The organism is Nonomuraea basaltis (assembly GCF_005893125.1).
Lineage (GTDB): Bacteria > Actinomycetota > Actinomycetes > Streptosporangiales > Streptosporangiaceae > Nonomuraea > Nonomuraea basaltis.
The window spans coordinates 50,534-73,564 of sequence record NZ_VCJS01000037.1 but is presented as its reverse complement, the minus strand read 5'-3'; the positions used below and the strand labels follow the sequence as shown (position 1 = coordinate 73,564).

Annotated in this window: 22 protein-coding genes and 1 pseudogene; 11 read left to right on the top strand and 12 right to left on the bottom strand. The window is 68.5% G+C overall.

Going from position 1 to position 23,031, the window contains the following annotated elements:
- Nucleotides 1-101: 101 nt before the first annotated feature.
- Genes EJK15_RS19570 through EJK15_RS19560 form a run of 3 tightly spaced genes read right to left on the bottom strand, consistent with a single transcriptional unit; the run spans nt 102 to nt 2,645 of the window.
- Nucleotides 102-986, bottom strand: coding sequence for a helix-turn-helix domain-containing protein (locus EJK15_RS19570; protein WP_138711884.1), 885 nt, complete (start codon nt 984-986; stop codon nt 102-104).
- Between the two features lie 10 nt (nt 987-996).
- Nucleotides 997-1,818 carry an SDR family oxidoreductase gene (locus tag EJK15_RS19565; protein WP_138711883.1) on the bottom strand — a complete coding sequence of 274 codons (822 nt, stop codon included), beginning with the start codon at nt 1,816-1,818 and terminating at the stop codon, nt 997-999.
- A 5-nt stretch (nt 1,819-1,823) separates the two neighbouring features.
- The gene (locus EJK15_RS19560; RefSeq protein WP_206060970.1) at nt 1,824-2,645 is read right to left on the bottom strand and encodes an alpha/beta fold hydrolase; all 822 of its coding nucleotides are present in this window, start codon (nt 2,643-2,645) and stop codon (nt 1,824-1,826) included.
- Nucleotides 2,646-2,762: 117 nt separating this feature from the next.
- Between EJK15_RS19560 and EJK15_RS19555 the strand changes: the two genes are divergently transcribed.
- Nucleotides 2,763-4,088, top strand: coding sequence for an aminotransferase-like domain-containing protein (locus EJK15_RS19555; RefSeq protein ID WP_138711882.1), 1,326 nt, complete (start codon nt 2,763-2,765; stop codon nt 4,086-4,088).
- A 64-nt stretch (nt 4,089-4,152) separates the two neighbouring features.
- Here the strand turns inward: EJK15_RS19555 and EJK15_RS19550 are convergent, their stop codons facing one another.
- Nucleotides 4,153-5,379 carry a cytochrome P450 gene (locus tag EJK15_RS19550; RefSeq protein ID WP_138711881.1) on the bottom strand — a complete coding sequence of 409 codons (1,227 nt, stop codon included), beginning with the start codon at nt 5,377-5,379 and terminating at the stop codon, nt 4,153-4,155.
- A 117-nt stretch (nt 5,380-5,496) separates the two neighbouring features.
- On the opposite strand from EJK15_RS19550, the gene EJK15_RS19545 reads away from it, so the two are divergent.
- On the top strand, nt 5,497-6,369 hold the full coding sequence (locus EJK15_RS19545; protein WP_138711880.1) for an alpha/beta fold hydrolase: 873 nt from the start codon (nt 5,497-5,499) through the stop codon (nt 6,367-6,369).
- 2 nt (nt 6,370-6,371) lie between these two features.
- Here the strand turns inward: EJK15_RS19545 and EJK15_RS19540 are convergent, their stop codons facing one another.
- The 4 genes from EJK15_RS19540 to EJK15_RS19525 form a co-directional block, all read right to left on the bottom strand.
- The gene (locus tag EJK15_RS19540) at nt 6,372-7,481 is read right to left on the bottom strand and encodes a serine hydrolase domain-containing protein (RefSeq protein WP_206060969.1); all 1,110 of its coding nucleotides are present in this window, start codon (nt 7,479-7,481) and stop codon (nt 6,372-6,374) included.
- A gap of 177 nt (nt 7,482-7,658) precedes the next feature.
- On the bottom strand, nt 7,659-8,144 hold the full coding sequence (locus tag EJK15_RS19535) for a Clp protease N-terminal domain-containing protein (RefSeq protein ID WP_138711879.1): 486 nt from the start codon (nt 8,142-8,144) through the stop codon (nt 7,659-7,661).
- The gene (locus EJK15_RS19530; protein ID WP_138711878.1) at nt 8,141-8,377 is read right to left on the bottom strand and encodes a winged helix-turn-helix domain-containing protein; all 237 of its coding nucleotides are present in this window, start codon (nt 8,375-8,377) and stop codon (nt 8,141-8,143) included. The genes EJK15_RS19535 and EJK15_RS19530 overlap by 4 nt, the downstream gene beginning before the upstream one ends.
- Before the next feature lie 359 nt (nt 8,378-8,736).
- Nucleotides 8,737-10,149, bottom strand: coding sequence for a PhoX family protein (locus EJK15_RS19525; protein ID WP_138711877.1), 1,413 nt, complete (start codon nt 10,147-10,149; stop codon nt 8,737-8,739).
- 352 nt (nt 10,150-10,501) lie between these two features.
- On the opposite strand from EJK15_RS19525, the gene EJK15_RS19520 reads away from it, so the two are divergent.
- Together EJK15_RS19520 and EJK15_RS19515 are read left to right on the top strand one after the other, a co-directional pair.
- Entirely contained in the window at nt 10,502-11,059 is a 558-nt protein-coding gene (locus tag EJK15_RS19520) for a TetR/AcrR family transcriptional regulator (RefSeq protein ID WP_138711876.1), read from the top strand.
- Between the two features lie 78 nt (nt 11,060-11,137).
- Nucleotides 11,138-11,887, top strand: a complete 750-nt coding sequence (locus EJK15_RS19515; protein WP_138711875.1) for a GNAT family N-acetyltransferase — start codon at nt 11,138-11,140, stop codon at nt 11,885-11,887.
- 170 nt (nt 11,888-12,057) lie between these two features.
- Here the strand turns inward: EJK15_RS19515 and EJK15_RS19510 are convergent.
- Together EJK15_RS19510 and EJK15_RS19505 are read right to left on the bottom strand one after the other, a co-directional pair.
- Nucleotides 12,058-12,708: pseudogene (locus EJK15_RS19510) on the bottom strand (NADPH-dependent F420 reductase); the annotation flags it as partial.
- Between the two features lie 42 nt (nt 12,709-12,750).
- Nucleotides 12,751-13,092, bottom strand: a complete 342-nt coding sequence (locus EJK15_RS19505; RefSeq protein WP_138711873.1) for a winged helix-turn-helix transcriptional regulator — start codon at nt 13,090-13,092, stop codon at nt 12,751-12,753.
- A 424-nt stretch (nt 13,093-13,516) separates the two neighbouring features.
- Between EJK15_RS19505 and EJK15_RS19500 the strand changes: the two genes are divergently transcribed.
- On the top strand, nt 13,517-14,926 hold the full coding sequence (locus EJK15_RS19500; protein ID WP_138711872.1) for a DNRLRE domain-containing protein: 1,410 nt from the start codon (nt 13,517-13,519) through the stop codon (nt 14,924-14,926).
- Between the two features lie 185 nt (nt 14,927-15,111).
- Here EJK15_RS19500 and EJK15_RS19495 read toward each other — a convergent pair whose 3' ends face one another.
- Nucleotides 15,112-15,552: a MarR family winged helix-turn-helix transcriptional regulator gene (locus tag EJK15_RS19495; RefSeq protein WP_138711871.1), complete on the bottom strand. Its 441-nt coding sequence runs from the start codon at nt 15,550-15,552 to the stop codon at nt 15,112-15,114.
- A 100-nt stretch (nt 15,553-15,652) separates the two neighbouring features.
- Here EJK15_RS19495 and EJK15_RS19490 point away from each other — a divergent pair, with 100 nt between their 5' ends.
- The 6 genes from EJK15_RS19490 (at nt 15,653) to EJK15_RS19465 (ending at nt 21,412) form a co-directional block, all read left to right on the top strand.
- Nucleotides 15,653-16,753 carry a substrate-binding domain-containing protein gene (locus tag EJK15_RS19490; protein WP_138711870.1) on the top strand — a complete coding sequence of 367 codons (1,101 nt, stop codon included), beginning with the start codon at nt 15,653-15,655 and terminating at the stop codon, nt 16,751-16,753.
- Nucleotides 16,754-16,943: 190 nt separating this feature from the next.
- Entirely contained in the window at nt 16,944-17,225 is a 282-nt protein-coding gene (locus EJK15_RS77610; RefSeq protein ID WP_138711869.1) for an FmdB family zinc ribbon protein, read from the top strand.
- 26 nt (nt 17,226-17,251) lie between these two features.
- Nucleotides 17,252-18,499, top strand: coding sequence for a formamidase (gene fmdA / locus EJK15_RS19480; protein WP_138711868.1), 1,248 nt, complete (start codon nt 17,252-17,254; stop codon nt 18,497-18,499).
- 61 nt (nt 18,500-18,560) lie between these two features.
- Entirely contained in the window at nt 18,561-19,592 is a 1,032-nt protein-coding gene (locus EJK15_RS19475) for an alpha/beta fold hydrolase (protein WP_138711867.1), read from the top strand.
- Nucleotides 19,593-19,718: 126 nt separating this feature from the next.
- On the top strand, nt 19,719-20,288 hold the full coding sequence (locus EJK15_RS19470; protein WP_138711866.1) for a DUF1097 domain-containing protein: 570 nt from the start codon (nt 19,719-19,721) through the stop codon (nt 20,286-20,288).
- Between the two features lie 266 nt (nt 20,289-20,554).
- Nucleotides 20,555-21,412 carry a glutamate ABC transporter substrate-binding protein gene (locus EJK15_RS19465; RefSeq protein WP_138711865.1) on the top strand — a complete coding sequence of 286 codons (858 nt, stop codon included), beginning with the start codon at nt 20,555-20,557 and terminating at the stop codon, nt 21,410-21,412.
- Nucleotides 21,413-21,446: 34 nt separating this feature from the next.
- Here the strand turns inward: EJK15_RS19465 and EJK15_RS19460 are convergent, their stop codons facing one another.
- Nucleotides 21,447-22,904 (bottom strand): serine hydrolase domain-containing protein, encoded by a 1,458-nt coding sequence (locus EJK15_RS19460; protein ID WP_138711864.1) that lies wholly within the window; start codon nt 22,902-22,904, stop codon nt 21,447-21,449.
- Nucleotides 22,905-23,031 lie beyond the last annotated feature (127 nt).

The window sequence follows — 23,031 nt, the reverse complement described above, 5'->3', positions numbered from 1 at the left end:
CAGCGCTCCTGGCCCGCCGCTCCGGCCCAAGCCGCCACGGTGGTGACGTCCGCCTGGGTGAGGAAGACCTTCTCGGTGAGCACGCGGTGCACCTCGGCCGCTCAGGAACGGTCGCCCGTGCGGACGCCGTCGACCTCGTCGTGGGAGGTGGCTGTCCAGCTGGCCAGCAGGTTGAGTGCATGCTCCGACGAGGAGCCCGGTTCGGCGGTGCCGGCGGTGATCCTCAGGTCGGTGTCGGTGACCAGACCCATCGACTCGAACGTCACCGTGAGCGGCCCCACGACGGGATGGTGGAACCGCTTCACCCCGGTACGGCGGCACCGGACGTCGTGCGCGGCCCACATGGTCCGGAACGTCTCGCTCCGTGTGGACAGACCCTGGATCAGCTCCGCCAGTCGCTCGTCGTGCGGGTGGCGGCCGGCCTCGGTCCGCAGCATCGCGACGGCGTCATGCGCCAGCTGCTCCCACTCGACGAAGAACTGCGGCGCCTGTGGGTCGAGGAAGATGAACCGGGCCTGGTTGGCCGGTCGCACCGAGCCGGCGAGCATCGGCGCGAACAGCGCCCGGCCCAGCTGGTTGGCGGCCAGCACGTCCAGCCGCCCGTTCCACACGTATGCCGGTGCCGTGACCATCGCGTCCAGCAGCCGCCGCACACTCGGACGCAGCGGCTGATCCGCCCGCCGCGAGAGCGCTCGGGGGTCGGCGTTCGCCGCGTGCACCAGGTCGAACAGGTACCCGCGTTCGGCCTCGACCAGTTGCAACGCCCGGGCCAGCGATTCCAGCACACCGTCGGAGACGCCGCGGGCGTTGCCCCGCTCCAGCCGGATGTAATACTCCACGCTGATCCCGGCCAGAAGCGCGACCTCCTCGCGGCGCAGGCCCGCGACCCGCCGGTTGCCGCCGTGCCCGGCGAACCCCGCTCGCTCGGGCGGGATCTTCGCCCGCCGGGAGGTCAGGAAGTCACGAATCTCATCCCGGGTGTCCACGACCCAGACTCTATGTCGGCGCCGGCCCGTGGTGGGAGGCACTGCCATTACCTGGATAGGCCCGGAGCAGCGGTTCCGTGGTGACCTCTCGGAAGACCTGTAGGGGCGCGAAACTCTGGCCGGTGGGCATGAGCTCGATGACATTGATGTTCACATGAGGCGGGAGAGATGCCGCCCAGCGCACCGAATCGGCGATGTCCGCCGGAGTCAATGGCTGCGAATCGGCATAGACGGCATTCACCTTTTGCGCGTCGCCGCCGAACCGGACCAGCGAGAATTCTGTTTCGCCGGCCATGCCAGGCTCGATGCAGGTTACTCGCACTCCGGTGCCGTGCAGGTCACTGCGCAGATTGAGGCTGAACTGCCGGACGAATGCCTTGGTGGCGCCATAGACGTTCCCACCAGGATATGGATAGGTGCCGGCGATCGATCCGATATTGATCACATGGCCCCGCGAGCGGGCTACCATGCCGGGCACGATCGCCCTGGTGCAGTAGACGAGGCCGTTGCAGTTGGTGTCGACCATGAGCTCCCAGTCATCGAGGTCCGCCCGGTGGGCCGGGCCCATGCCCTTCGCCAGGCCGGCGTTGTTCACCAGGACGTCGATGCCGGCCAATTCCGCAGGCAGGGCCGCGACAGCTCGATCGACGGCGATCCGGTCGCGTACGTCGAGCTGGAGCGGATAGAGATTCGGCCCCAGCTGCTCCGCGAGTTCGGCCAGCTTGCTCTCTCTGCGGGCGGCGGCGATCACTCGGTGACCTTGACGGACGAAGCCACGGGCCATCTCGGCGCCGAAGCCACTGCTGGCGCCGGTCACGAAGACGGTTTTCATCTCCGTCACCGCTGACTCGAGGAATGAGACGGAACGGTGCCAAGGAACCGTTCGAGCGCCTCGTTGAATTCGGTCTGACGTTCCAGGTTCGGCATGTGCCCAGCGTTTTCTATCACGGTGAGCGTGGCGTTCGGGATCAGAGTCTGCGTGAATTCAGCCTCGGCGACCGGCGTGAAATCGTCGTCACGCCCCACCACTACCAAGGTCGGTACGGCGACGCCCCGGAGGACATCGGCGTAGTCGGGGCGCTCGGCACGGCCGCGTAGCGCGGCGGCCGCTCCCTCGGCCGAAGTCGTGTTCATCATCTCCAGAACGTGCCGCGCGACATCAGGCCTTTGAGCGATGTTGTAGGGCGCGACCATCCGCGGCAAGGTTTCTTGCGCATAGCCGGCCATGCCTTCGCGAACGACCCGCTCGGCCGTGTCGAGACGAAGTCGTTTGCCTTCGACGCTGTCCGCCCGCGGAGAGGTGTCGGCGAGCACCAGACCGCGGATGCGATCGGGGAAAAGCCGGAAGAATTCCATGGCGATCTGCCCGCCCATGGACAAGCCGACCATGACCAACTCGTCCACTCCGAGATGATCAAGCAGTGCGGCCACGTCGCGGGCGAAAACATCCAGCGTGACCTTGCCGGACACCACGGTGCTGCCGCCGTAGCCACGGAGATCCGGAGCTATGATCCGCCAGCCGGATGCGCTGAAGCGCTCAACCTGAGGACGCCACATCGATCGATTGAACGGATGGCCGTGGACGAGAACGAGAGCGTCACCGCTACCCACATCATCGAACTCCACCGCGATCCCGTTGGAGAGGAAGGTGCTCATCATGGTCTCCTGGGGCCGAAAGGATTGCTCGGAGCAATCCTGGTATGCCTCCAGGCTATGAGACCAAACAGATCAGTACAATAGCGGACAATGTTCTCGGTGCAATATAGGCTGGGTGCCATGGACGATTACCAACGTCTGGCCGATGCCGTCGAGGCCGACATCCGTGCCGGCAAGCTGCTCGAGGGCGACCGACTCCTGCCTCAGCGCAACTTCGCCCGCCGCCATCGCATCGCGACATCCACTGCGGCTCGGGTCTACCAGGAACTCATCCGGCGCGGCCTCGTCGTCGGCGAAGTGGGCCGAGGGACGTTTGTCCGTGCCGGCCGGACACCTCCGGAACCCGCACTGGCGGAACCTGCCACCGCGTGGGTCGATCTCGAACTGAACTTCCCCACATTGCCCGGACAGTCGACTATGCTCGCTCGCGCCTTCAACGACCTGCCCGCGAACGCCCTGGGGGCCGTTGTGGGCGCGTCAGGTACGACGCCGGCTCGCCGGGCCGCGGCCGCGCTGCTGACCCGTCCCGGATGGGCGCCGCAGCCGTCACAGGTCCTGTTCACCGGCAACGGCAGGCAGGCGATCGCTGCCGCGGTCTCCGCTCTCGTTCCTGTGGGGCACCGGCTTGGTGTGGAGACGCTGACCTACCCGGTCGTGAAGGGCATAGCCGCGCGGTTGGGCATCACCCTCGTCCCCCTTCCGATGGACGCCGAAGGACTGATCCCCTCCGCGTTGCGGAAAATGCACCGAGCTTCGCCACTCTCCGCCCTCTATCTGCAACCGACATTGCACAATCCGCTCGGCACCACCATGTCCGCTGAGCGCCGCGCCGACCTGGCATCCGTCCTCCAGCAACTTGACCTGCCCGCGATAGAGGACACCGTGTACGCCTTTCTGCGTGACGACCCCGCACCGCTCGCGGCGCACCATCCGGCGAACACGATCGTGGTGGACAGTCTCTCCAAGCGCCTCACGCCGGGGCTGACGCTGGGATTCGCCGTCGTGCCGCCGGTCCTTCTCGAACGGCTCTCCACGGCGATCAGATCGGGTGCCTGGACGTGCTCTCGCTTCGCCCTGGAGGTGGGGACTCGCTGGATGACCGATGGCACGGCGGAACACATCGAGAATGCCAAACGCCAGGATGCGGCGGATCGGCAGGTTCTTGTCCGGGAGCGGCTCGGCGGCTTCACCGTACAGGCTGACCCACGCGCCTATCACTGCTGGTGGGAACTGCCCGAACCGTGGCGGGCCGAGACGTTCGTGGCTGCGGCTGCGCGACGTGGGATCGCGGTGACTCCCGCCGCGGCGTTCGCCATCGGATCAGGTCGAGCCCCCAACGCGGTTCGGCTGGCGATCTCCTCACCCAGCCACCAGGAGCTGGCCACAGCGCTCGATCTGCTTGCGACGCTGGCACGTAGGACGCCTGAGGATGCGAGCGTCGATTGAAGAAGTGCTGCAGGATGGGCTTCTGGAGGACGGCGGTCCTGTGTGGTCCGGGCCTTCTCGCCCGTCACGCCAGGCTGATCCGCAGCCCGCGGATCTCGTAGCCGCCGATGTCGTTGTTGAAGCTCACGCGGGGCGCAGCCGCCATCCGTACACCCTCCATGGCGAAGAGGCGACTGAGGAAGACGTCGGTCTCCAGGATCGCGATCCCCGCTCCGGGGCACCGATGCGGGCCGTCGCCGAAGGACAGCGCGGCGGCGCTCGTGGCGCCCCCGTCGATGGCGCGGCCGGGGCACACCGACAGCGGCTCGGCGCCCACCGCGCGAGGATCGGTGTTGGCCGCGTCGACGAGCACGTCGACCAGCGCCCCCGGCGGCACCGTGACCGGCTCCTCGGCACCGGGCAGGTCGAGCGCCGCCGTGGTGCGGCGGCGCAGCCGGGCCACCACGGGTTCGAGCCGTAAGATCTCGTGCAGGACGGCCAGCCGCCCGGGCTCATCCGCCGCGCGGTAGCGCTCCAGCAGCGCGTCATCGGTGAACAGGTGCCAGGCCGCGACGCACATGAACTCACGCGTGGTGACCATGCCGGCCGCGGCGAAGGTCAGGCACTCGCCGAGGATCTCGGCGGCCGTGCAGCCCTCGGAGATCAGGTGCGAGATGAGGTCGTCGCGCGGGTCGCGGCGGTGGTCGCGGATCGCCGGGCGCACGTCGGCCAGGTAGACGCGCAGCCAGTTGACGTTCTGTCTGACGAGCCAGTAGATCCCGCTCGCGCTGGTCAGTCCCGGCTTGCCGAACTTCTCCGGAAAGAAGCGCTCCAGCCTGAGGCGGATGCCCGGCCTGCTGGAGGTGAGACCGATGACCGCGCTCGCCACCTCGATCGCCATGGCGAAGCTCAGCTCGGACAGCTGCGCCTCGCCCGCCACACGCAACTTCGCCAGCTGGCGGTCGGCGACCTCGCCCATCAGGCCGCGATACCGCTCGTCCACGCGGCGGGGCGTGAAGAACTTCGCCGTCTGCCGCCGGTCCTCGCGATGCTCGGGCCCGTCCCGGTAGAGGACGGGACGCCGGACTCTGGCGGGCAGCTTCTCCACCGTCTCGATGCCCAGCCCGGCCTGGACGGTGACGTCGCTGCGCAGCACGGCACGGGCCTGCGCGTAGCCGCGGACCTGCCACGTGCCGTCGGCGGCCCGGCTGACCGGGCAGGTGTCCTGGGTGCTCGGGCGCTCGATCTTGCGAGCGTCGCCGCGGTGGTCGCTCACGCCGCACGTCTCCCGTCCTCGGATTCCGTTGACCATGGTCATACTCCCGCGGCGGGGGATCAAGGGGTCGGCGTGCCGAAAGCGCAGAGCCGCGGCCGATGAGTTTCGTCGCTCCCATCGGTCAGTATGACGAGCGACGAGAAGGAGCGACAGATGACCGAGCCCAAGACCCACACCCTCGATGTTCCCGGCGCCGTCCTGCGCTACGACGTACGAGAGGCCGAGGCGAGCACCGCACCGATCCTGCTGATGATCGGATCGCCGATGGACGCCAGCGGGTTCGCCAGCCTGGCCGGGCATTTCCGGGATCGGACCCTGGTGACCTACGACCCGCGCGGGGTCGGGCGGAGCGAGCGCACCGGCGGCACCGGCGAGTCCACACCGGAGCAGCACGCGGACGACCTCCACCGGCTGATCTCCGTGCTCGGCGGTGGACCGGTGGACGTCTTCGCCAGCAGCGGCGGCGCCGTCAACGGGCTGGTGCTGGTGGCCCGGCACCCGGAGCAGGTGCGTACGCTCGTGGCGCACGAGCCGCCGGCGGCCCAGGCCCTTCCCGACCGCGAGCAGGCGCTGGCGGCGGTGGTGGACATCCGCCGCACCTACGAGCGCGACGGCTTCGGCCCGGCGATGGCGAAATTCATCGCGGTCACGAGCCTGCGGGGCGCGATCCCGGACGATTTCGCCGATCTGCCCGTGCAGAATCCGGCCGAGCTCGGGATGCCGACGGAGGACGACGGCTCCCGTGACGACCCGCTGTTCGGGCAGAACATCATGACGTGTACGCACCACGAGCACGACTTCGACGCGTTGCGCGCGGCATCGACGCGCATCGTCATCGGCGTGGGAGCCGAATCGGAGGGCGAAATGGCCCACCGCGCGGGGGTGGCGGTCGCCGAACGGCTCGGCACCAAGGCCGTGACCTTTCCCAGCCACCATGGCGGCTTCCTCGGCGGCGAATTCGGCATGAAGGGCGATCCGGACGCCTTCGCCGTGACGCTACGCCAGGTCCTCACCGAGGAGGACTGAGGCTACGAGGCCGGGTTTCGGGAGGTCGCCGGGCAGAAGCTCGGCTCGAAGAGGTTGGTGAAGGTCTTCGGGAAGTCGTTCCAGTCGCCGTTCAGGTTGCTCACCAGTGTGTGGGTGCCCTGGCGGTTGCCCATCGCGTACGACATCGAGCCCTGGATGTAGCCGCCGCCGCCCCAGACCGTGACCCCGCACGGCAGCCTCTGGGAGTAGACGCCGAGGCCGTACCTGGTGTCCGGGACCCAGTCCGAGCCCTCCGTCGAGACGGTGGTGAACATCTCCTTCTGCTGGGCGGGCGGGAGGAGACGGCCGCGCAGCAGCGCGCCAAGGAACCGATGCAGGTCTGCGGTCGTGGAGATCATGCCGCCGGCGGCCCAGGCCCACGCCACGTCCATCTCGGTCACGTCGTGGATCTTCGCGTCGGGACCGGTCTCTCCCAGCTTGGAGTAGTGTCGCGCGTGCCGTCCGCGGATCGTCTTCTCAGTGGTCGGAAGGTACGTTCCGGTCAGGCGCAGCGGGCGGGCGATGCGGCGCTCGATCTCGTCCGCGAGGGTCGCGCCTGTCGCACGCTCGACGATCATTCCCGCGAGGTTGTAGTTGACCTTGGAGTAGATGAAGCGCTGCCCAGGCTCTTCGGGGCGCGGGGTCTCCTGGCCGGGGATGGCGTCGGGCAGTCCGCTGTAGTGGTTGAGCAGCTGCCGGATGGCGATCTTGGTGCCGTCCGCGCCGAGATGCTCCTCCACCATGCCGGGCAGCCACTTCGCCACCGTGTCGTCCAGGGTCAGCTTGCCTTCGGCCACGAGCTGCAGGACCACCGTGCCGGTGAACGCCTTGGTGAAGCTTCCGATCCGGAAGTGCTCACCCGGTCGACGCTTGCGACCGGTCGTCATGTCGGCCACCCCTGCCGTGCCGAACCACGGTGTCGTGCGACCGTCTCTGAGCTCGGCGACGATGCCGGGGCCGCCGCCGTCGGCCACGGCCTGGTCGAGCACGCGCTGGATCTCGGCGTGGCCTCGGCCGCGATCGGCCGCGGAGGCGGCGGGGGTGGTCATGGCGGTCCCCGCCACGGTCAGGGCGACGGCGAGCAGGCCCGCGCGGGCGTGGAACATGGACATTTTGCCTCCTTGGGCATGGAAAAAGGCCGGAGGTCGAAAGGGGGTGGTGGGCGTGCCCGGCACGAGCGGGGCGTGGCCGATGAAGCGCACCGTCTCACAGGCGGTGCCGGCTGTCTCACGTGCTCATGAGTGAAGCGCGAAACGGCACCTCGGACTATGGAGGGGCCGGCGTACTCGTTACTCGATGTTGTCGCTCGCGATGGTGTTGTGGATGCGGGTCAGCAGGTCGGTACGGTCGACGCCGGCCAGGGCCAGGGCGCGTGGCACCGTGCCGACCTCGGCCTGCAGGATTCCGAGCAGTACGTGCAATGGCCGGAGGTCCTTCTTGCGGGAGACCGAGGCGAAGCCACGCTCAAGGGCGAGCTTGCCCGTCGCACCCATGGTGGGCGGGCGCTTGGACGTGGTGCTCGGCCGAGGGAGGTCGAAGGAGGAGCGGGTCACTCCGACCGTGCTCAGGCTGTGGTCGAACTCCCGGTCGAGGGCGGCCCGGATCGCCTGGTGGTCGAGGCCGGCGGAGGCCAGGATGCGCTGTGGCGCGGTGCCCTCCTGGGCCGCGATGGCCAGCAGGAGGTGCTGCGCCTCGACAGTGGCCGATCCGTGCCTGTGCGCCTCGGTTCCTCCCTCCGTGAGGATCGTATGGAGGTATGTGTCGAACGTGTTCATGAGGAACGTCTCCTTAGCGTGACGCCTGCGGCGATGAGCCGCTTGGCGTGCTTCCTGTGGACCGCTTGGCGGGTCACGCCGAGCGCCTCGGCGACCTCCGGCCAGCTCCAGCCCGCGCGCATCGCCTGCTCGACGGCGGCGTCCTCCAGCTGGTCGGCCAGGCGCCGCAGCGCTCCCACGGCCGCCAGCGCGTCGGCGGGGTCCTGGGGGACGGGGGCGTCACTCGCGGGCATGCAAGCAACATTAGTTGACTAGTCCCGAGCTAGTCAACATGAGTTGCTTAGGCGGTGAACGCTGCCGCGCCCGGCCAGGACCTGGGTGCCGCCGCCGGAGGACATAGCGGCTCACAGCGAAAGCCCTCTCAGGCTATGTGAGCGCTAACATTCAGACTCCGTTTACGTGCGCAAGGTCGAAGTTCCGCCAAGCGTGAGCGATGACATTTTGGGCTGTCAAGCTGCGCGCCCGACGTCGCAGGACGCGGCGCGGCGCAACAGCGACCGGCCCGAGCAGGGCCAGTGTTGGGGATGGGCACCGGATGCGGGCCGACGAGCCCGCATCCGGTAGGTCCCGGGTCTGATGGCGGCTCTTGCCGTTACAGGGAACCGTCCTGCCAGGGGCCGGTGATGGCGAAGGTGATGCCGGGCGACTGGATGTTGGCGAACAGCCAGCCGCCGTCCTTGGAGTCGAACACCGACCCGCACCACTCCGCGCCGGTGTAGTTGCCGGGCGCCGCCGCCTTGCCGCGCACCCCGCCGGCCGGGATGACGACCGAGTTCTCCGCGAACGGGAAGATCTCCCCGTCGGTGGTGAGCCCGTGCAGGTACTCCACGCCGGACCCGTCCTCGCACAGCACGATGCCACCGCGCGGGCTGACGCAGATGTTGTCGGGGTTGTTCAGCACGGCCGCGTTCGGCGAGGCGAACAGCACCCGCATGGTGCTGCTCGCGAGGTCGTACTCGAACACCTGGCCCTGCCCGGTGGGACCGCCGCTCGTGCTGACGATGTAGATCTTGCCGTCGTGGTACCAGGCGCCTTCAAGACGGGCGAACGAGGCGCCGCCCTTGGCGATGCCCTGCTGCACGACGCTCTTCTCATCGGCGCCGGGGTCGGGGTTGTCGATGGCGACCCAGCCGATCTCGGGGTAGGCGACGCCGGTGCCGTCCTTGTACGTGGTGTAGGCCGAGGAGCCGATCGTCATCATCTCCAGCACGCCGCCCTGCCCCAGGTCGCCCTTGACCTTCGGGCGGAAGCGGTAGAAGCCGCTCGGGGTGGCGTCCTCGGTCTCGTACACCCAGCCGGTCTTCGGGTCCACCGCCACGGCCTCGTGCGAGAAGCGGCCCATCTCCTTGTACGGCTTGGCGTCGCCGATCCCGTCGTGCGGCACCTCGAAGACGTAGCCGTGCCGGTAGGAGCCGTTGATCAGCGTGGTCTCCTCGCACGACAGCCAGCTGCCCCACGGCGTAGGCCCGCCGGCGCAGTTGCGAACGGTGCCCCCGAGGCTGGCCCAGCTCTCCAGGAACTTGCCCTGGCGCGTGTCGAAGATCAGCGACGTGGTCCCGCCGCCGGCGGCCGGGTTGTAGGCCGGCGTGACGAAAGCACCGTTGAGACTGCCGACCTCATGGTTGCGTACCAGCACGGTCCAGTGCCCCTTGCCCGCGCCGCCGCTTCCGCCGGCCTCGGTCCTGTCCTTGAGCGCGTCGCTGGGCGTGAACGCGGCCATGCCGTCGTGCGAGCCGGGGGTGCGGCGTCCGTCGCTCATCGGGTCGCCGGTCCAGCCGGACGTCAGGTACTCGAACCCGCGGGGCAGCTTGAGCAGCTCCAGACCCGTGGTGTGGTCCTTCACCGGGTGCAGCGGCCCGTAGTCGGGGCTGAAAGCCCGCTTCACCATCGTCGATGCGTCCGCGGTACGCGCGGACAGCGCGGCCAGCGGCCCGCTCGCCGCCACCCCGAGGGTGGCGGCGGCCAGGCCGGTACGAAGGAATCCCCGCCGGTCGATGTCGGTCATGTGTCAGGCTCCCTGCTCATCGCGAAGGGCGTCGCTGGTTCGGACGCCCCGCGAGCCACCCTCAGCCCTGACGATGTCGGTACGGCGAAACGAACGTGTCCCGCGCCTTACCACCCACGGAACGCAAGCATTCAACCACGCAGCGCGCCCTTCACCTACTACCAGCGCCACGACACCAATGAGCCGCCGTGCTCGAGGACGTCGCGCAACTGGGCCCGCGAGGTGACGCCGAGCGAGAGCACGCTCGCCGGATCGCGACCTCATCCGCCGCATCGGCCATCGGCGGGTCCTCGACACGGCCCTGGCCGCGCTGGGTGCGGATCCCGGCCGTCGCTCGGCGAGGGACCGCGCGGTGGAGGCCGCGGCCCGGCTCTATGGAATGCACGGGGTCGGCGAGGTCACCCTGGAGATGGTCGCGTCCGACGCGGGCTGCACGGTGCAGGCGATCCAGGGGCAGGTCGGTGGCCGTGACGGTCTGCTGGCCGCGGTCTTCGACCGTTACAGCCCGATGCCTCGCGTCGAGGCGGTGCTCGCCGATCCGCCTGCCGACCTCGAATCCGCCGCGCGCCTGCTGTACGGCCAGGTGCTCGACGCGCTGGTCGGCGAGGGACGGGTCATGGCCGCGATGTTCGCGGAGATCGCCTCCCGCCCGAGGGGGGCCCTGGCCGTCCACATCAGGGACAGCTACGCGCCCCGTTTCGTGGGTTTGATGATGAGCTGGCTGGCGGCATATGTCGAGGCCGGGCAGGTGCGCCGGCTGCCGGAGAAGACGCTGCTCAGCCTGTTCACCGGCCCGGTGCTGGCGCGGAGCGCGGTGGTGCTGGCCACGGATGAGCACCCGGCTCCGGCGGAGCGCGACCGGCTGGCGGCCGATCTGGCCGGAGCTTTCTGCCGAGCCGTACAGACCTGAGTGATCCACCCTCACGGTTGCCTGGAGGACTCGCCGGGCCTAACGTGTGCTGATCATTGTTTGTGGAGGGGACCTCGTTTGCTGGACGTCGGCGTTCATGCCTATCTCAGGTCGGTGGCCGGGACCCGGGCGCACCGGGCAGGGCCGTTCGTGATCCGGTTCGATGAGCATGACGACGCGCTGCCGTTCAACTACGCCATCCCTGACGACGGAGTCGCGCCAACGGCGGATGAGGTCGCCATGCTGGTCGCGGCGTTTCGCGAGCGGGCCCGGACACCCAGGCTGGAGTACGTGCCGCGGGCGGCGCCGAAGGTGGAAGCCGCGCTGCTCGATGCCGGGTTCACCCCGGAAGGCCGTTACCCGCTGCTGGTGTGCCCGCCGGGCGAGGTGGTGGACGCACCGGTGGACACCACCGTCCGGGTCGCGCTCGTGACCGATGACGTCGATCTCTGGCCCGTCGCGCGGGTGATGAACGAGGCGTTCGAGGTGCCGGAGGCCACCGAGCACGACGTCGCGCGACTGCGGCGGGTCCTGGACGGCGGCGGGCTCGTGGCCGCCGCCGCGGACACCACGACCGGGAACGTCGTCGGCGCCGGGCAGATCGGCAGACCGCATCGGGGAGTCGCCGAGGTCGCGGGGATCGCGGTGCGGACCTCACACCGGCGGCGCGGCATCGCCGGAGCGGTCACCGCGCTCCTGACCCGGGCCGGTGCGGAAGCCGGAATCACGACCCCGTTCCTCACCCCCGCCGACGACGGAGCCGCCCGCGTCTACGCCCGCGTCGGCTACCGGAAGGTGGGCGAGGTCCTGCACATCTCGCTCCGCTAGAGAACCTCCGCGGATGGTGGACAGGCGGGAGGGCATCGCACGATGAGCTTGAGCTTGTGCCTGGTCGCTCGTGCTTGGAGCGGACTCTCCGCGGAAGCCTGCGGGACAAGTCACCGGCCCCAAGGTGCAGGCGGTTCCGGCCCGAACGGCAGTCGTAGTGGCCGCGCCGGCTACGCGCCCGCGGAAACCGCGGCGCGGTCGACCAGATTGAAGACCGTGTACGGATCGCGCCCGCCGTACAGCAACGAGATCACGAGCGCGGCCATCGCTTCCAGGTGGTGGGCGTGCCGAAGGTCGCCGGCCGGCATGGGGTCACCGCCGATGTCGGTGATCAGCCGGCGTGCCGCCTCCCGCGCGGCGGCGTCGTCGCCGCAGTACGGCACGACCAGCCGGCGCCCATCGAACACGGGCGGCTCCAGCTGCCAGACAAGCGCGTGGCAGAGGTTGAACGCCTTGACGACGTGCCCGCCTGTCGCCCGTTCGATGTCCTGCGCCATCGACCGGCCGGGGCGCGTGACCAGTGTGAAGTGCTCGACCTCGACCGGGTTGTTGCAGTCGATGATCGGCTTGTCGCGGAGTGCGTCGCCGATCTCGTCCAGCATGGCCGCCATTCCCTGGTAGCGGAGAGCGATCACGGCGACGTCCGCGAACTGCGCCACCTCCTCGACCCTGCCCGCGCGGCCGCCCCACTTGCCGGCCAGAGCCTGAGCTTTGGCCGGTGTCCTTCCTGTGACCATCAGCTCGTGGCCGGCGGCGGCCCATCGAGTGCCGAGCGCGTCGGCCATCGTCCCGGCGCCGAAGATTCCGATTCTCATGGAGGCGACGTTAGAAAGCCGTGGGGAACCATCAGGTTCCCCACGGGATCAGGTGTCGTCGCCGCCGAGCTCGTCGGCGTGTTCCTCGGCCCACCGGGCGAGCACGGACACCGGCCCGAGCAGGCTCTCCCCGAGCCGGGTGAGCCGGTACTCGACGCCTGGGGGCGCGGTGGCCAGGATCCGGCGTTCCACGAGACTGCCGCGTTCCAGCTTGCGCAGGGTCTGGGTGAGCATCTTCTTGCTGATTCCGCCGATCCGGTCACGGAGCTCGCTGTAGCGCTGCGGGCCGCCTCCCAGTCCGAACACCACGACGACCGACCAGGTGTCCGCGACGAGGTCGAGGGTGGTGCGGGCGGGGCAGTCGGCGAGGAACACGTCAAAGTCACTCATGGATGCCGCACCTCGGTGACGTAGACGGCAATGTAGACATCGCGGGCACCAGGGTACGTTAGCGGCGGCAATTCCCCACAGCGCGTGCCGTGGCACTGGAGAAGGACGACATACCTTCCCCGAAAGTTTAATAATCAATGGACATGCTGCAGATTTCACTGAACGCCAGTATGGCTGTGAGATAGGTCATATTCAGGTGAAGATCCACCTCGCCCTGATTTGGCACATGATATTTCTGTGATCCTGCGATCTTGGCCGCATCGCAGAACGGGGAGTCATGTTCACAGGCAATTCCGTAGCGGCCTAACGATCGGCGCCTGGTGCGCTCCGTCGATGTTCACCCGGGGGTTCCATAAAGGGAACGCGCGCTCAAGCGCGCTCAATCGCATTTCGCCTGTCCGATTTATACCAGTTCGGAGGAAAGTTGCGTATTTCTCTATCGGGGAAGCTGGCGCTGGGTCTCGCCACGGTCACCGTCCTCACCGGGGCGAGCACGTTCGAGGCCGCCGCGGCCACGTCGGCGGCCGCCGTCTCCACGAACGCGGACGTCGTGGAAGCCGCGCTCGTCAAGGCGGCCAAGAGTGGTGAGGCCGTGGACGTGCCGAGCCTGACGGACGAGAACAGCGCCACCGTCGCCAACCCCGACGGCAGCCTCACTGCCACCATCACCTCCGGCGTCTCCCACATCAAGCAGGGTGACAAGTGGGTGCCGATCGACACCAGCCTGGTCTCCGACGGGACCGTGCTCAAGCCGGTGGCCTCCCGGGCCAAGGTCGAGGTCTCCGACGGTGGCGATGGGCCGCTGGCCAAGATCGTCGACGACAACGGGCGGGTGTTCTCGGTCGCGTGGCCGACCGCGCTGCCCAAGCCGACCGTCAAGGAGAACGTCGCGACCTTCGCGAACGCCGCCGGCCCCGGGGCCGACGTCGTCGTCACCGTGCTGCCCACGGGCTTCCGGCACGACGTGGTCCTGCGAGCGAAGCCATCCGAACCCCTGGAGCTACGCATTCCGGTGCAGACCCAGGGGGTCGATCTCTCCGAGTCGTCGGACGGACGGCTGCTGCTGACGAGCACGGCGGGACAGGTCGTCGCCTCCGCCGCACAGCCCGTCATGTGGGACGCGAGTGGCCGCGGCAAGCCGCGCGGTGACGCGATCAAGCCGATCGACACCACCGTCGAGACCCAGAACGGCACCAAGGTGCTGGTGCTCAAGCCGGACGCCGCCTTCCTCTCCGACCCCAAGCGGGTCTACCCGGTGACCGTGGACCCGACGATCACGCTGCCGCAGGTGGTGACCGACACCGACGTGGCGACCTCCTGGGCCTCGCACCCGGGCGACCCTATGATTATCGCGGGCACCATGCCATGGGAGAACGGCCAGGGCGGCGACGTCATGCGCAGCCTGGTCAAGTTCGACACCTCGAAGCTCAAGGGCAGCAAGGTCATCTCCGCGCACCTCGCCATGTGGAACGTCGAGACCAACGCCTGCGGCATCAAGGTGGGCTCCGGCCTCACCGCCGAGCGGATCACCAGCGGCTGGGACGAGAACGACCTCAACTGGGACAACAAGCCCACCACGACCGAGGCGGGCTCGTCCACCACCCAGGTGGGACGCGGCCGCACGTGGACCGAGCCGTGCGCCATGGGCCCCGGCTTCCTGTCTTGGCGGGTGACCGACATGGCCAAGGCCTGGGCGTCGGGCTCTCCCCACTACGGCATCCAGCTGCGCGGCGCCAACGAAAAGGAGGCCACGAACTGGCGAGCCTTCGCGGCGTCGGAGAACAAGGAGAAGGGCGTCAAGCCCCCGACCCTCGTGGTCGTCTACTGGCGCTGAGCCGCTGAGAAGGGGGGCCGACCGCTCGGCCCCCCTTCTCGTTTCTCGTTTTGTGTTTCCCGGCTGCGGAGCCGGCCTCTCATCGGTCGAACATGTTTCACGGCATCAGGCATTGTCCAAGCTGGCCGTCCTGCCGAGTTGACCGTTTCGTGACCAGCGGGCAAATGCTCCGCCGGTGCTCGCAGCTATTGGCTCAGCCGCGCGGACATGCGGGTCAGCAGGACTCTCAGCAGGGCGAGCTCCTCGCCGCCGATGGCGGTGACGATGTCGTTGTACTGGCGTTCCACCGTGGCGGTCCACTTCTCGAGTGCCTGGCGTCCGCGGTCCGTCGCGAACACCAGCACGCGCCGGCGGTCCGCCTCGTCCACGCGCCGGTGGACGAGGGTCAACGACACCATGCGATCGATGATCTTGGTGAGGGTCGGAGGCGGCAGCATCGCGAATTCGGCTATCTCGATCATGGCGTGACCGTTGCCATCACCCAGGAGTGACAGCACGCGCCATTCCTCGATCGAGGCGTTGTCTTCCTTCAACGCCGCACCGAGTCTCTGCACGACGCTCCGCTCGACGAGCGTGAGGAGCCGTGCGACGTCGAGGTCGCGGTGTACGGACGCTGCGGTCGTCAATTTCCCTGCCAAGAGATCGTCGGGGTGGTCACCCCTCCTACGGTACCATTCCTTATCGCTGTGAAATATTCCGGTAATAAGCAATCGGTAACGTACCGCTATGATCGAGAAGGCGCGCCTGTGGCCTGGATCCCTGACAGGCCCCAGGAGCCGTGACACGCTGGACGTCGCCCTCGTGATACCCCTCCAGGGGCCGGCCGGGATTTTCGGGCCGTCCTGCGAATGCTGTGCGCAGCTGGCGGCCGAAGAGGTCAACGCCGAGTCAGGGGTGCTGGGCAAGGAACTGCGGCTGGTGCTCGTCGACGGCGGGGCGCCGCCCGAGCAGGTGGCGAGCGAGATCGACGCGCTGATCTGCGCGGGCCTCATCGACGCCGTGGCCGGTTGGCACATCTCCGCGGTACGTGAGGTCGTCGCTCCGCGCATCGGCGGGCGGGTGCCGTACGTCTACACGGCGCTCTACGAAGGCGGCGAGCGGTCCCCCGGAGTGTTCCTCACCGGGGAGACGCCGAACCGCCAGCTGCGGCCGACGCTGGAATGGTACGCGAGCGAGCTCGGAATCCGGCGATGGACGATCGTGGGCGACGACTACGTCTGGCCGCGGTCCTCGGCCCGCGCGGCCCGCCGCTACCTGGCCGAACTGGGCGGCGTCGTATGCGACGAGATCTACGTGCCGCTGGGCACCGAGGACTTCAAGAAGACGCTGCGCCGCGTCGCGGTCAGTGACTGCGAAGCCGTCCTCATGCTCCTGATCGGCAACGACGCCGTCGCCTTCAACCGCGCGTTCAGCCGCCTGGGGCTGGACCGGGACCGCATCCGGTTCAGTTCGCTGATAGAAGAGAACGTTCTCCTCGCCACGGGGCCGGAGAACACGCGGGGCCTGATGACCGCCGCCGGGTACTTCGAGGACCTGCCGACCGCGTCCGGGCTGGACTTCGCCGCCGCCTACGGCCGCAGGTTCGGACTGCAGGCGCCGGTGCTCAACAGCCTTGGCGAGTCCTGCTACGAAGGCGTGCGCATGCTCACGGAACTGCTGCGCCGGGCGGGCGCGGTCGACGTGGAGCGGATCCAGGCGATGGCCGAGGGACTGGAGTACGAGAGCCCGCGCGGCACAGTCCAGGTACGGGACCGCCATCTGAACCAGCGCGTGTTCCTCGCGGCCGCCGACGGCCTGCAGTGGGACGTGCTCCAGCAGCTCCCCTAGGGGAACCGCGCTTGCGGGGCCAAGGGGCGGCGGCGTACCTCCCTCCGGGGCTGCTGCTCCCATGACGCGGCCCTGGCGTAGCGCCACCTGAGGACCCGGCCCACATGGTTTACACGTACGTAACATCCAGCGTTCCCTGAATTTACTTTCTCCAAAAATACTTCCAAATCCAAGCTTTTGGAGGTTATCCATGGCGACATACCAGTACCGGTGTACGGGATGCGGGTCCTTCGACGTGATGCGTCCGCTTGGGGAGGCCCGGCCTGAGGAGCCGTGCGAGGCGTGCGGCCACCAGTCTCGGCGGGTCTTCACCTCCCCGATGCTGGCCCGCACACCCGCCACGCTGGCACGGGCCCTGCATGCCCAGGAGGCGAGTGCGCACGAGCCGCGCGTCGTCAGCGACGTTCCCCCATCCCGCCGAGGACCCGCACGGTCCACAGACCCCCGACACGCCCTTCTGCCGAAGCCTTGATCGGCGAACCAGTTTGGAGGCAGCACATGCCGGAAGTCATCTTCAGCGTCGACCAGACCCTGTCCATGCGCGATCAGAAGATCCCTGGCCACAACCGCTGGCACCCGGACATTCCGCCGGCCGCCACCGTGTCGCCGGGATCGGAGTTCCGGCTCGAGTGCCGGGACTGGACCGACAACCAGATCGGAAACAACGACTCGGCCAATGACGTCCGCGACGTCGACCTCACGCACGCGCACATGCTGAGCGGCCCGATCGCGGTGGAGGGGGCGGAGCCGGGAGACCTGCTCATCGTGGACATCCTCGATCTGGGTCCGATCCCGCAGCCGACGAGCGACGGGTCGGGCTCGGGCTGGGGCTACACCGGTGTCTTCGCCCGCGACAACGGTGGCGGGTTCCTCACCGACCACTTCCCGGACTCGTACAAGGCCATCTGGGATTTCCACGGACAGATGGCCACCTCGCGGCACATCCCGGGGGTCCGGTACACCGGGATCACCCATCCTGGGCTCATGGGCACCGCCCCGTCCGCCGAACTGCTGGCCCGATGGAACATCAGGGAACAGGCCCTCATCGACACCGATCCCTACCGGGTGCCGGCGCTGGCGCTGCCGCCGCTGGCGGACAACTCGCTGGCCGGCCCGCTCACCGGGGAGGACGCGGCCAGGATCGCCCGGGAGGGCGCCCGCACGGTGCCGGCCCGGGAGAACGGCGGCAACCACGACATCAAGAACTTCACCCGCGGCTCCCGGGTCTTCTACCCCGTGCACGTCCCCGGCGGCCTGCTTTCCGCCGGTGACCTGCACTTCAGCCAGGGCGACGGGGAGATCACCTTCTGCGGCGCCATCGAGATGGGCGGGTTCCTGGACCTCCACGTCGATCTGATCAAGGGCGGCATGGAGAAGTACGGCGTGACCACGAACCCGATCTTCATGCCCGGCAACGTCGAGCCCCGCTACAGCGAGTTCCTCTCGTTCGTCGGCATCTCAGTGGACCACTCCACCGACACCAACTACTACCTCGACGCCACCATGGCGTACCGCAACGCCTGCCTGAACGCCGTCGAGTACCTCAAGACCTTCGGATACAGCGGCGAGCAGGCCTACCTCCTGCTCGGCTCGGCGCCGATCGAGGGCCGGCTCAGCGGCGTGGTGGACATCCCCAACGCGTGCAGCACGCTCTACCTGCCGACCGCGATCTTCGACTTCGACATCTGCCCGACGGCCGACGGACCGCACAAGGCCGACCGCGGCCAGTGCGCGGTGACGTCCTGACTGTGCCCTGTTCACCCCCTTCCCCCATCTCACCTCCCTGCAGAGAAGCGAGGCCCATCCCATGAGCGAGTATCAGACCTTCGACCTGGGCGACTTCACCACCCAGCACGGTGCCACCCTCCGCGGCGCCTTCCTGACCTACAAGACGTACGGCGAGCTCAACGAGGACAAGAGCAACGTCATCGTGTACCCCACTTGGTACTCCGGGCGGCACTGGGACAACGAGTGGCTCATCGGACAGGGCATGGCGCTCGACCCTGACCAGTACTTCATCATCGTTCCGAACATGCTCGGCAATGGCCTGTCCAGCTCGCCGAGCAACACCCCCGCCCCCTACGACCGGGCGCGATTCCCCGACATCACGGTCTACGACCAGATCGTGGCGCAGCACCGGCTGGTGACCGAGGTGTTCGGTATCGAGCGCGTGGCCCTGGTGACAGGCTGGTCCATGGGCGCGGGGCAGACCTACCAGTGGGCGGTGAGCCACCCGGAGATGGTCGAGCGGATCGCCCCGTTCTGCGGCTCACCGCGTACGAGCATCCACAACTTCGTCTTCCTGGAAGGCGTCAAGTCCGCCCTGATGGCCGACTCCGTCTTCGCCGGCGGCTGGTACGGCGAGCAGTGGCCGACCACCGGACTGCGCGCCCTGGCCCGGGTCTACGCCGGATGGGGCTTCTCCCAGGCCTTCTACTGGGAGAAGGCGTACGAGCAGCTCGGCTACACCTCCCTCGAGGATTTCCTCGTGGGCTTCTGGGAGGGGTTCTTCCTCGACGGCCGGGACCCGAACAACCTGCTCACCATGCTCTGGACCTGGCAGAACGGCGATGTCGGTCGCACCCCCGGCTTCGACGGCGACACCGAGGCCGCCCTCGCCTCCATCAAGGCGACCTCGATCGTGATGCCCGCGGAGAAGGACCTCTACTTCCCGCCGGAGGACGAGGCCTGGGCGGTGGGCCACATGACCAACGCCGAACTCCGCGTGATCCCGGGCATCTGGGGCCACTTCGCCGGCCACGGCAGCAATCCGAAGGACACCGCGTTCATCGACGAGGCCCTGCGTGAGCTGCTGGCCAAGCCGGGTGGCCTGGACTGAGGCCGGCGGCGTCGCGCGCCGCGGTCCGTGCCGGCGGCCAGCACACGCCGCCGGCACCGCCACCCCGCATCCTTGATCCACATACCTCTCCTGTACCAGCAAGCCCTCCGCATTGGAGCCCCAGTCATGCGCATCCGCCTGCCTCATGAGGTCAGTGCCTCGATCGTCGCCTTCGCCACCGTCTTCCTCGCCATGAGTCCGCTCAATCTGCCGACCTGGGCCATCTTCATCACCTGGGCCGGCACCTTCCTCCTCGGCGGCCCGACCAAGGCCAACGCGGTGAAGCTGATCAGCGCCACCACCGCCGGGGCGGGATTCGGCGTGGCCGCCATCCTGCTCAACCGCGCGACGGGTGACATGTTCGGCAGCGGGGCGTTCGGCCAGACCATAGCCCTGGGGCTGGTCATCTTCGTCGTCAACGGCACGCTGCTGGCGACCGGCCGTCTTCAGGTGCTCTCCCTCATACCCGGCATGTTCTTCGGCTTCGCGTCACTGTTCGCCACCTACTTCGGCGGGTTCGGCTTCGCCTCCGGCAATCTGGCCGCCGCCTTCGTCAGCTCTGCCGCGATGAGCGCCCTCGGCCCGCTCTGTGCCTTCCTGGGCCTGCGGCTGATGTTCGCCCCCTCCGAGCAGCCGGAAGAGCGCGAACCCCAGAGCGCATCGCCCTCGGCCTCGCAGGCCACCGCCGGCGGCTGACAGTGACCCCAGCCACATGCCCTGGCTAGGTGGATGACAGACAGAACACGATCGTCGAAGAATCGTGCGGCCGCGCCTGCGGGAAGAAGCAGCCACGCGGCCGCGAGATCGGTCGCCGGGTCGCCGGTGCAGAGCTCACCGAAGCGCAACAGGGTTGGACATAGCCATACGAACACCCAAGGTCCCGTTTACGTCATTTGTGGCACGCTCCATAGATTGAGCCTGTGGAGGGCGACTTTCCCTCGTAGATGGAGATAGAGGCCACCATGCTGATGCGTCGAACAGGGGCGGTGCTCGCCGCCGCGGCCATGACGCTTGGCCTGGCCGCATGTGCTGACGCAGGCGAGTACTCCAGCGTCGAAGAGAAGATCAAGGATGGCGGGGAAGTAACCATCGGCACGAAGTGGGACCAGCCGCACCTGAGTCTGAAGCAGGGTCCCGGCGAACCGGAGGGCTTCGACGTCGACGTCGCCAGGTACATCGTGAAAGAGCTTGCCGACGGCCAGGACGTGAAGATCACCTGGCGGGAGTCGCCGCAGGCGAGCCGCGAGGCGCTGCTCCAGAACGGCACGGTGGACATGATCATCGCGTCGTATTCCATCACCGCCGCGCGCCAGAACTACGTGACCTTCGCGGGGCCGTACGTCATCGCCCACCAGGACACCATGGTGCGCGCCGACGCCGCCCACATCGCCAAGGCGACCGACCTGATGGGCAAGCGCATCTGCCAGGTGCCGGGCTCCAACTCCTACAAGCGGATCACCGAGTCGCCCCCGGACGGCCAGCTCGGCCTGCCCGCCGTGCTCGTCGGCGCGAACAGCTACTCCGAGTGCGTGCAGAAGCTCATCAGCGGCGACCTCGACGCGGTCACGACCGATGACATGATGCTGGCCGGCCTCTCCAGCCACAACCCGGACAAGTACAAGCTGCTGAAGGACCCGTTCACCGACGAGAGGTACGGCGTCGGGCTGAAGAAGGGCGACACCGCCACGTGCGAGGCGGTCAACCGGGCGATCGCCAAGATGTGGCGGGACGGCACGGCGACGCGGCTGCTGCGGAAGTGGTTCGGCCAGACCGGTCTCACCCTGCCCACGACGGCGCCACCGGCCGAAGGGTGCAGTTGAGCGGCGCCCGGGCCTGACCATCAGGAGCCGCTGGTCAGGCGGTCTTGGGGGTGGCGCGCATGCCGACGTAGCAGACCTGGGTGCCGTTGGCCAGGGTGGAGAACACCACGGGCATGTAGTCCTCGCTGAAGGCCGAGCCGGCGCCGGAGGCGGCGAAGACGGTCGCGGTGACCGGCTCCAGCTCCGCCTCCAGGGGCGGGGAGAGGTCCTTCATGCCGTCGACGAACTCGTAGCGTATGTGCGCCTTGCCGTCGTCGTCGCAGGTGACAGTGATGACGACGCCTTCACGCCGGTACGTGCCGAGCAGCGGGGCGAGGTCGATCGCGGGCGGCTCGGCCGCCGGGGCGAAGGGCTCGGGCATCCGCACCCCGGCCAGCTCGGCCAGCAGCTCGCGGAACAGGTCGGCGTACAGCAGGCGGGCGCTGCCGCCGTTGGTCAGCAGGGCGACCGCCACGCCTGCCTGGGGGACGACGCGCAGGTAGCCGTACTGGCCGATGGCCGCGCCGTCGTGGCCGTAGCCGGCGATGCCGTCCCAGTCGTACAGGGTCCAGCCGAGGCCCCAGCCATCGGCGCTGACGGTCCACTTGTCGGGCACGTCCACCTCGCGTCGCTGCATGGCCGCGGCGGACTCGGCCGACAGTACGCGGGTGCCGTCGGCGGCGAGGCCGCCGTCCAGGTGCATCCTGGCGAAGCGGGCCAGGTCACCGGCGGAGACGATGACCCTGCCGTACGGGCCGGACGAGCGCGGCATCAGGTCCCAGGCCGGCGCCGGGTCGGGGTCCTGGCCGGGCTCGCCCAGGTGGCTCATCGCCACGGGGAAGCGCAGCGCCTCCTCGGGGAGCGTCATCGAGCGTTCGAGGCCGAGCGGCGTGAACAGCAGGTCCTTGAGCGCTTGATCCCAGGTCAGGCCGGTGAGCACCTCGACGATCCGGCCCAGCACGACGTAGCCGAGGCTGCCGTAGGAGATCGCCATCCCGGGCGGGCAGTCCAGCGCCACGTCCCTGGCGGCCTCGACGTACTTGGCCAGGCAGTCGTCGCCGCGGCCGGAGTCGTAGGTGAAGTCGTTGGTCACCCCGCCGGTGTGGCTGAGCAACTGCCGCACGGTGATCGTCTTGGTGGCCTCGGGGTCGGGCGTGGCGAACTCGGGCAGCACGCTCACGACCGGCGCGTCCAGGTCCAGCTTGCCGGCGTCGACCAGCTGCATCACCAGGGTGGCGGTGTAGACCTTGGCGATCGAGCCGGACAGGAACACCGAGTCGGTCGTCACCTTCGCCCCGGTGCCGCGGTGGAGCACCCCGCCGGCCAGCTCGTGAACATCCCCGTCGACCAGCAGGGCCAGCGACGCGCCTGGCACGTGGTGTGCGGCGCACAACTCGTCCAGGCGGGCCTGCCAGCGGGCGAGGTCGTGGGTGCGGCCATGCGAGCCCGTCGCCCCCCAGTCGCCCTTGGCCGTCCAGTCGCCCTGCTCGTTCCAGCTCATGTTCGTCGACATGCCTTTCCTTCCCTGGCGTTGTGACGCGCACAGCGCGCTCCATCTGTTAACAGCGTACGTCTTTGCGAACAGTGTGCGCAAGCTGTGCATGGTGTTCGCATCTCAGCGTGGGAACGGCTCCAGTAGG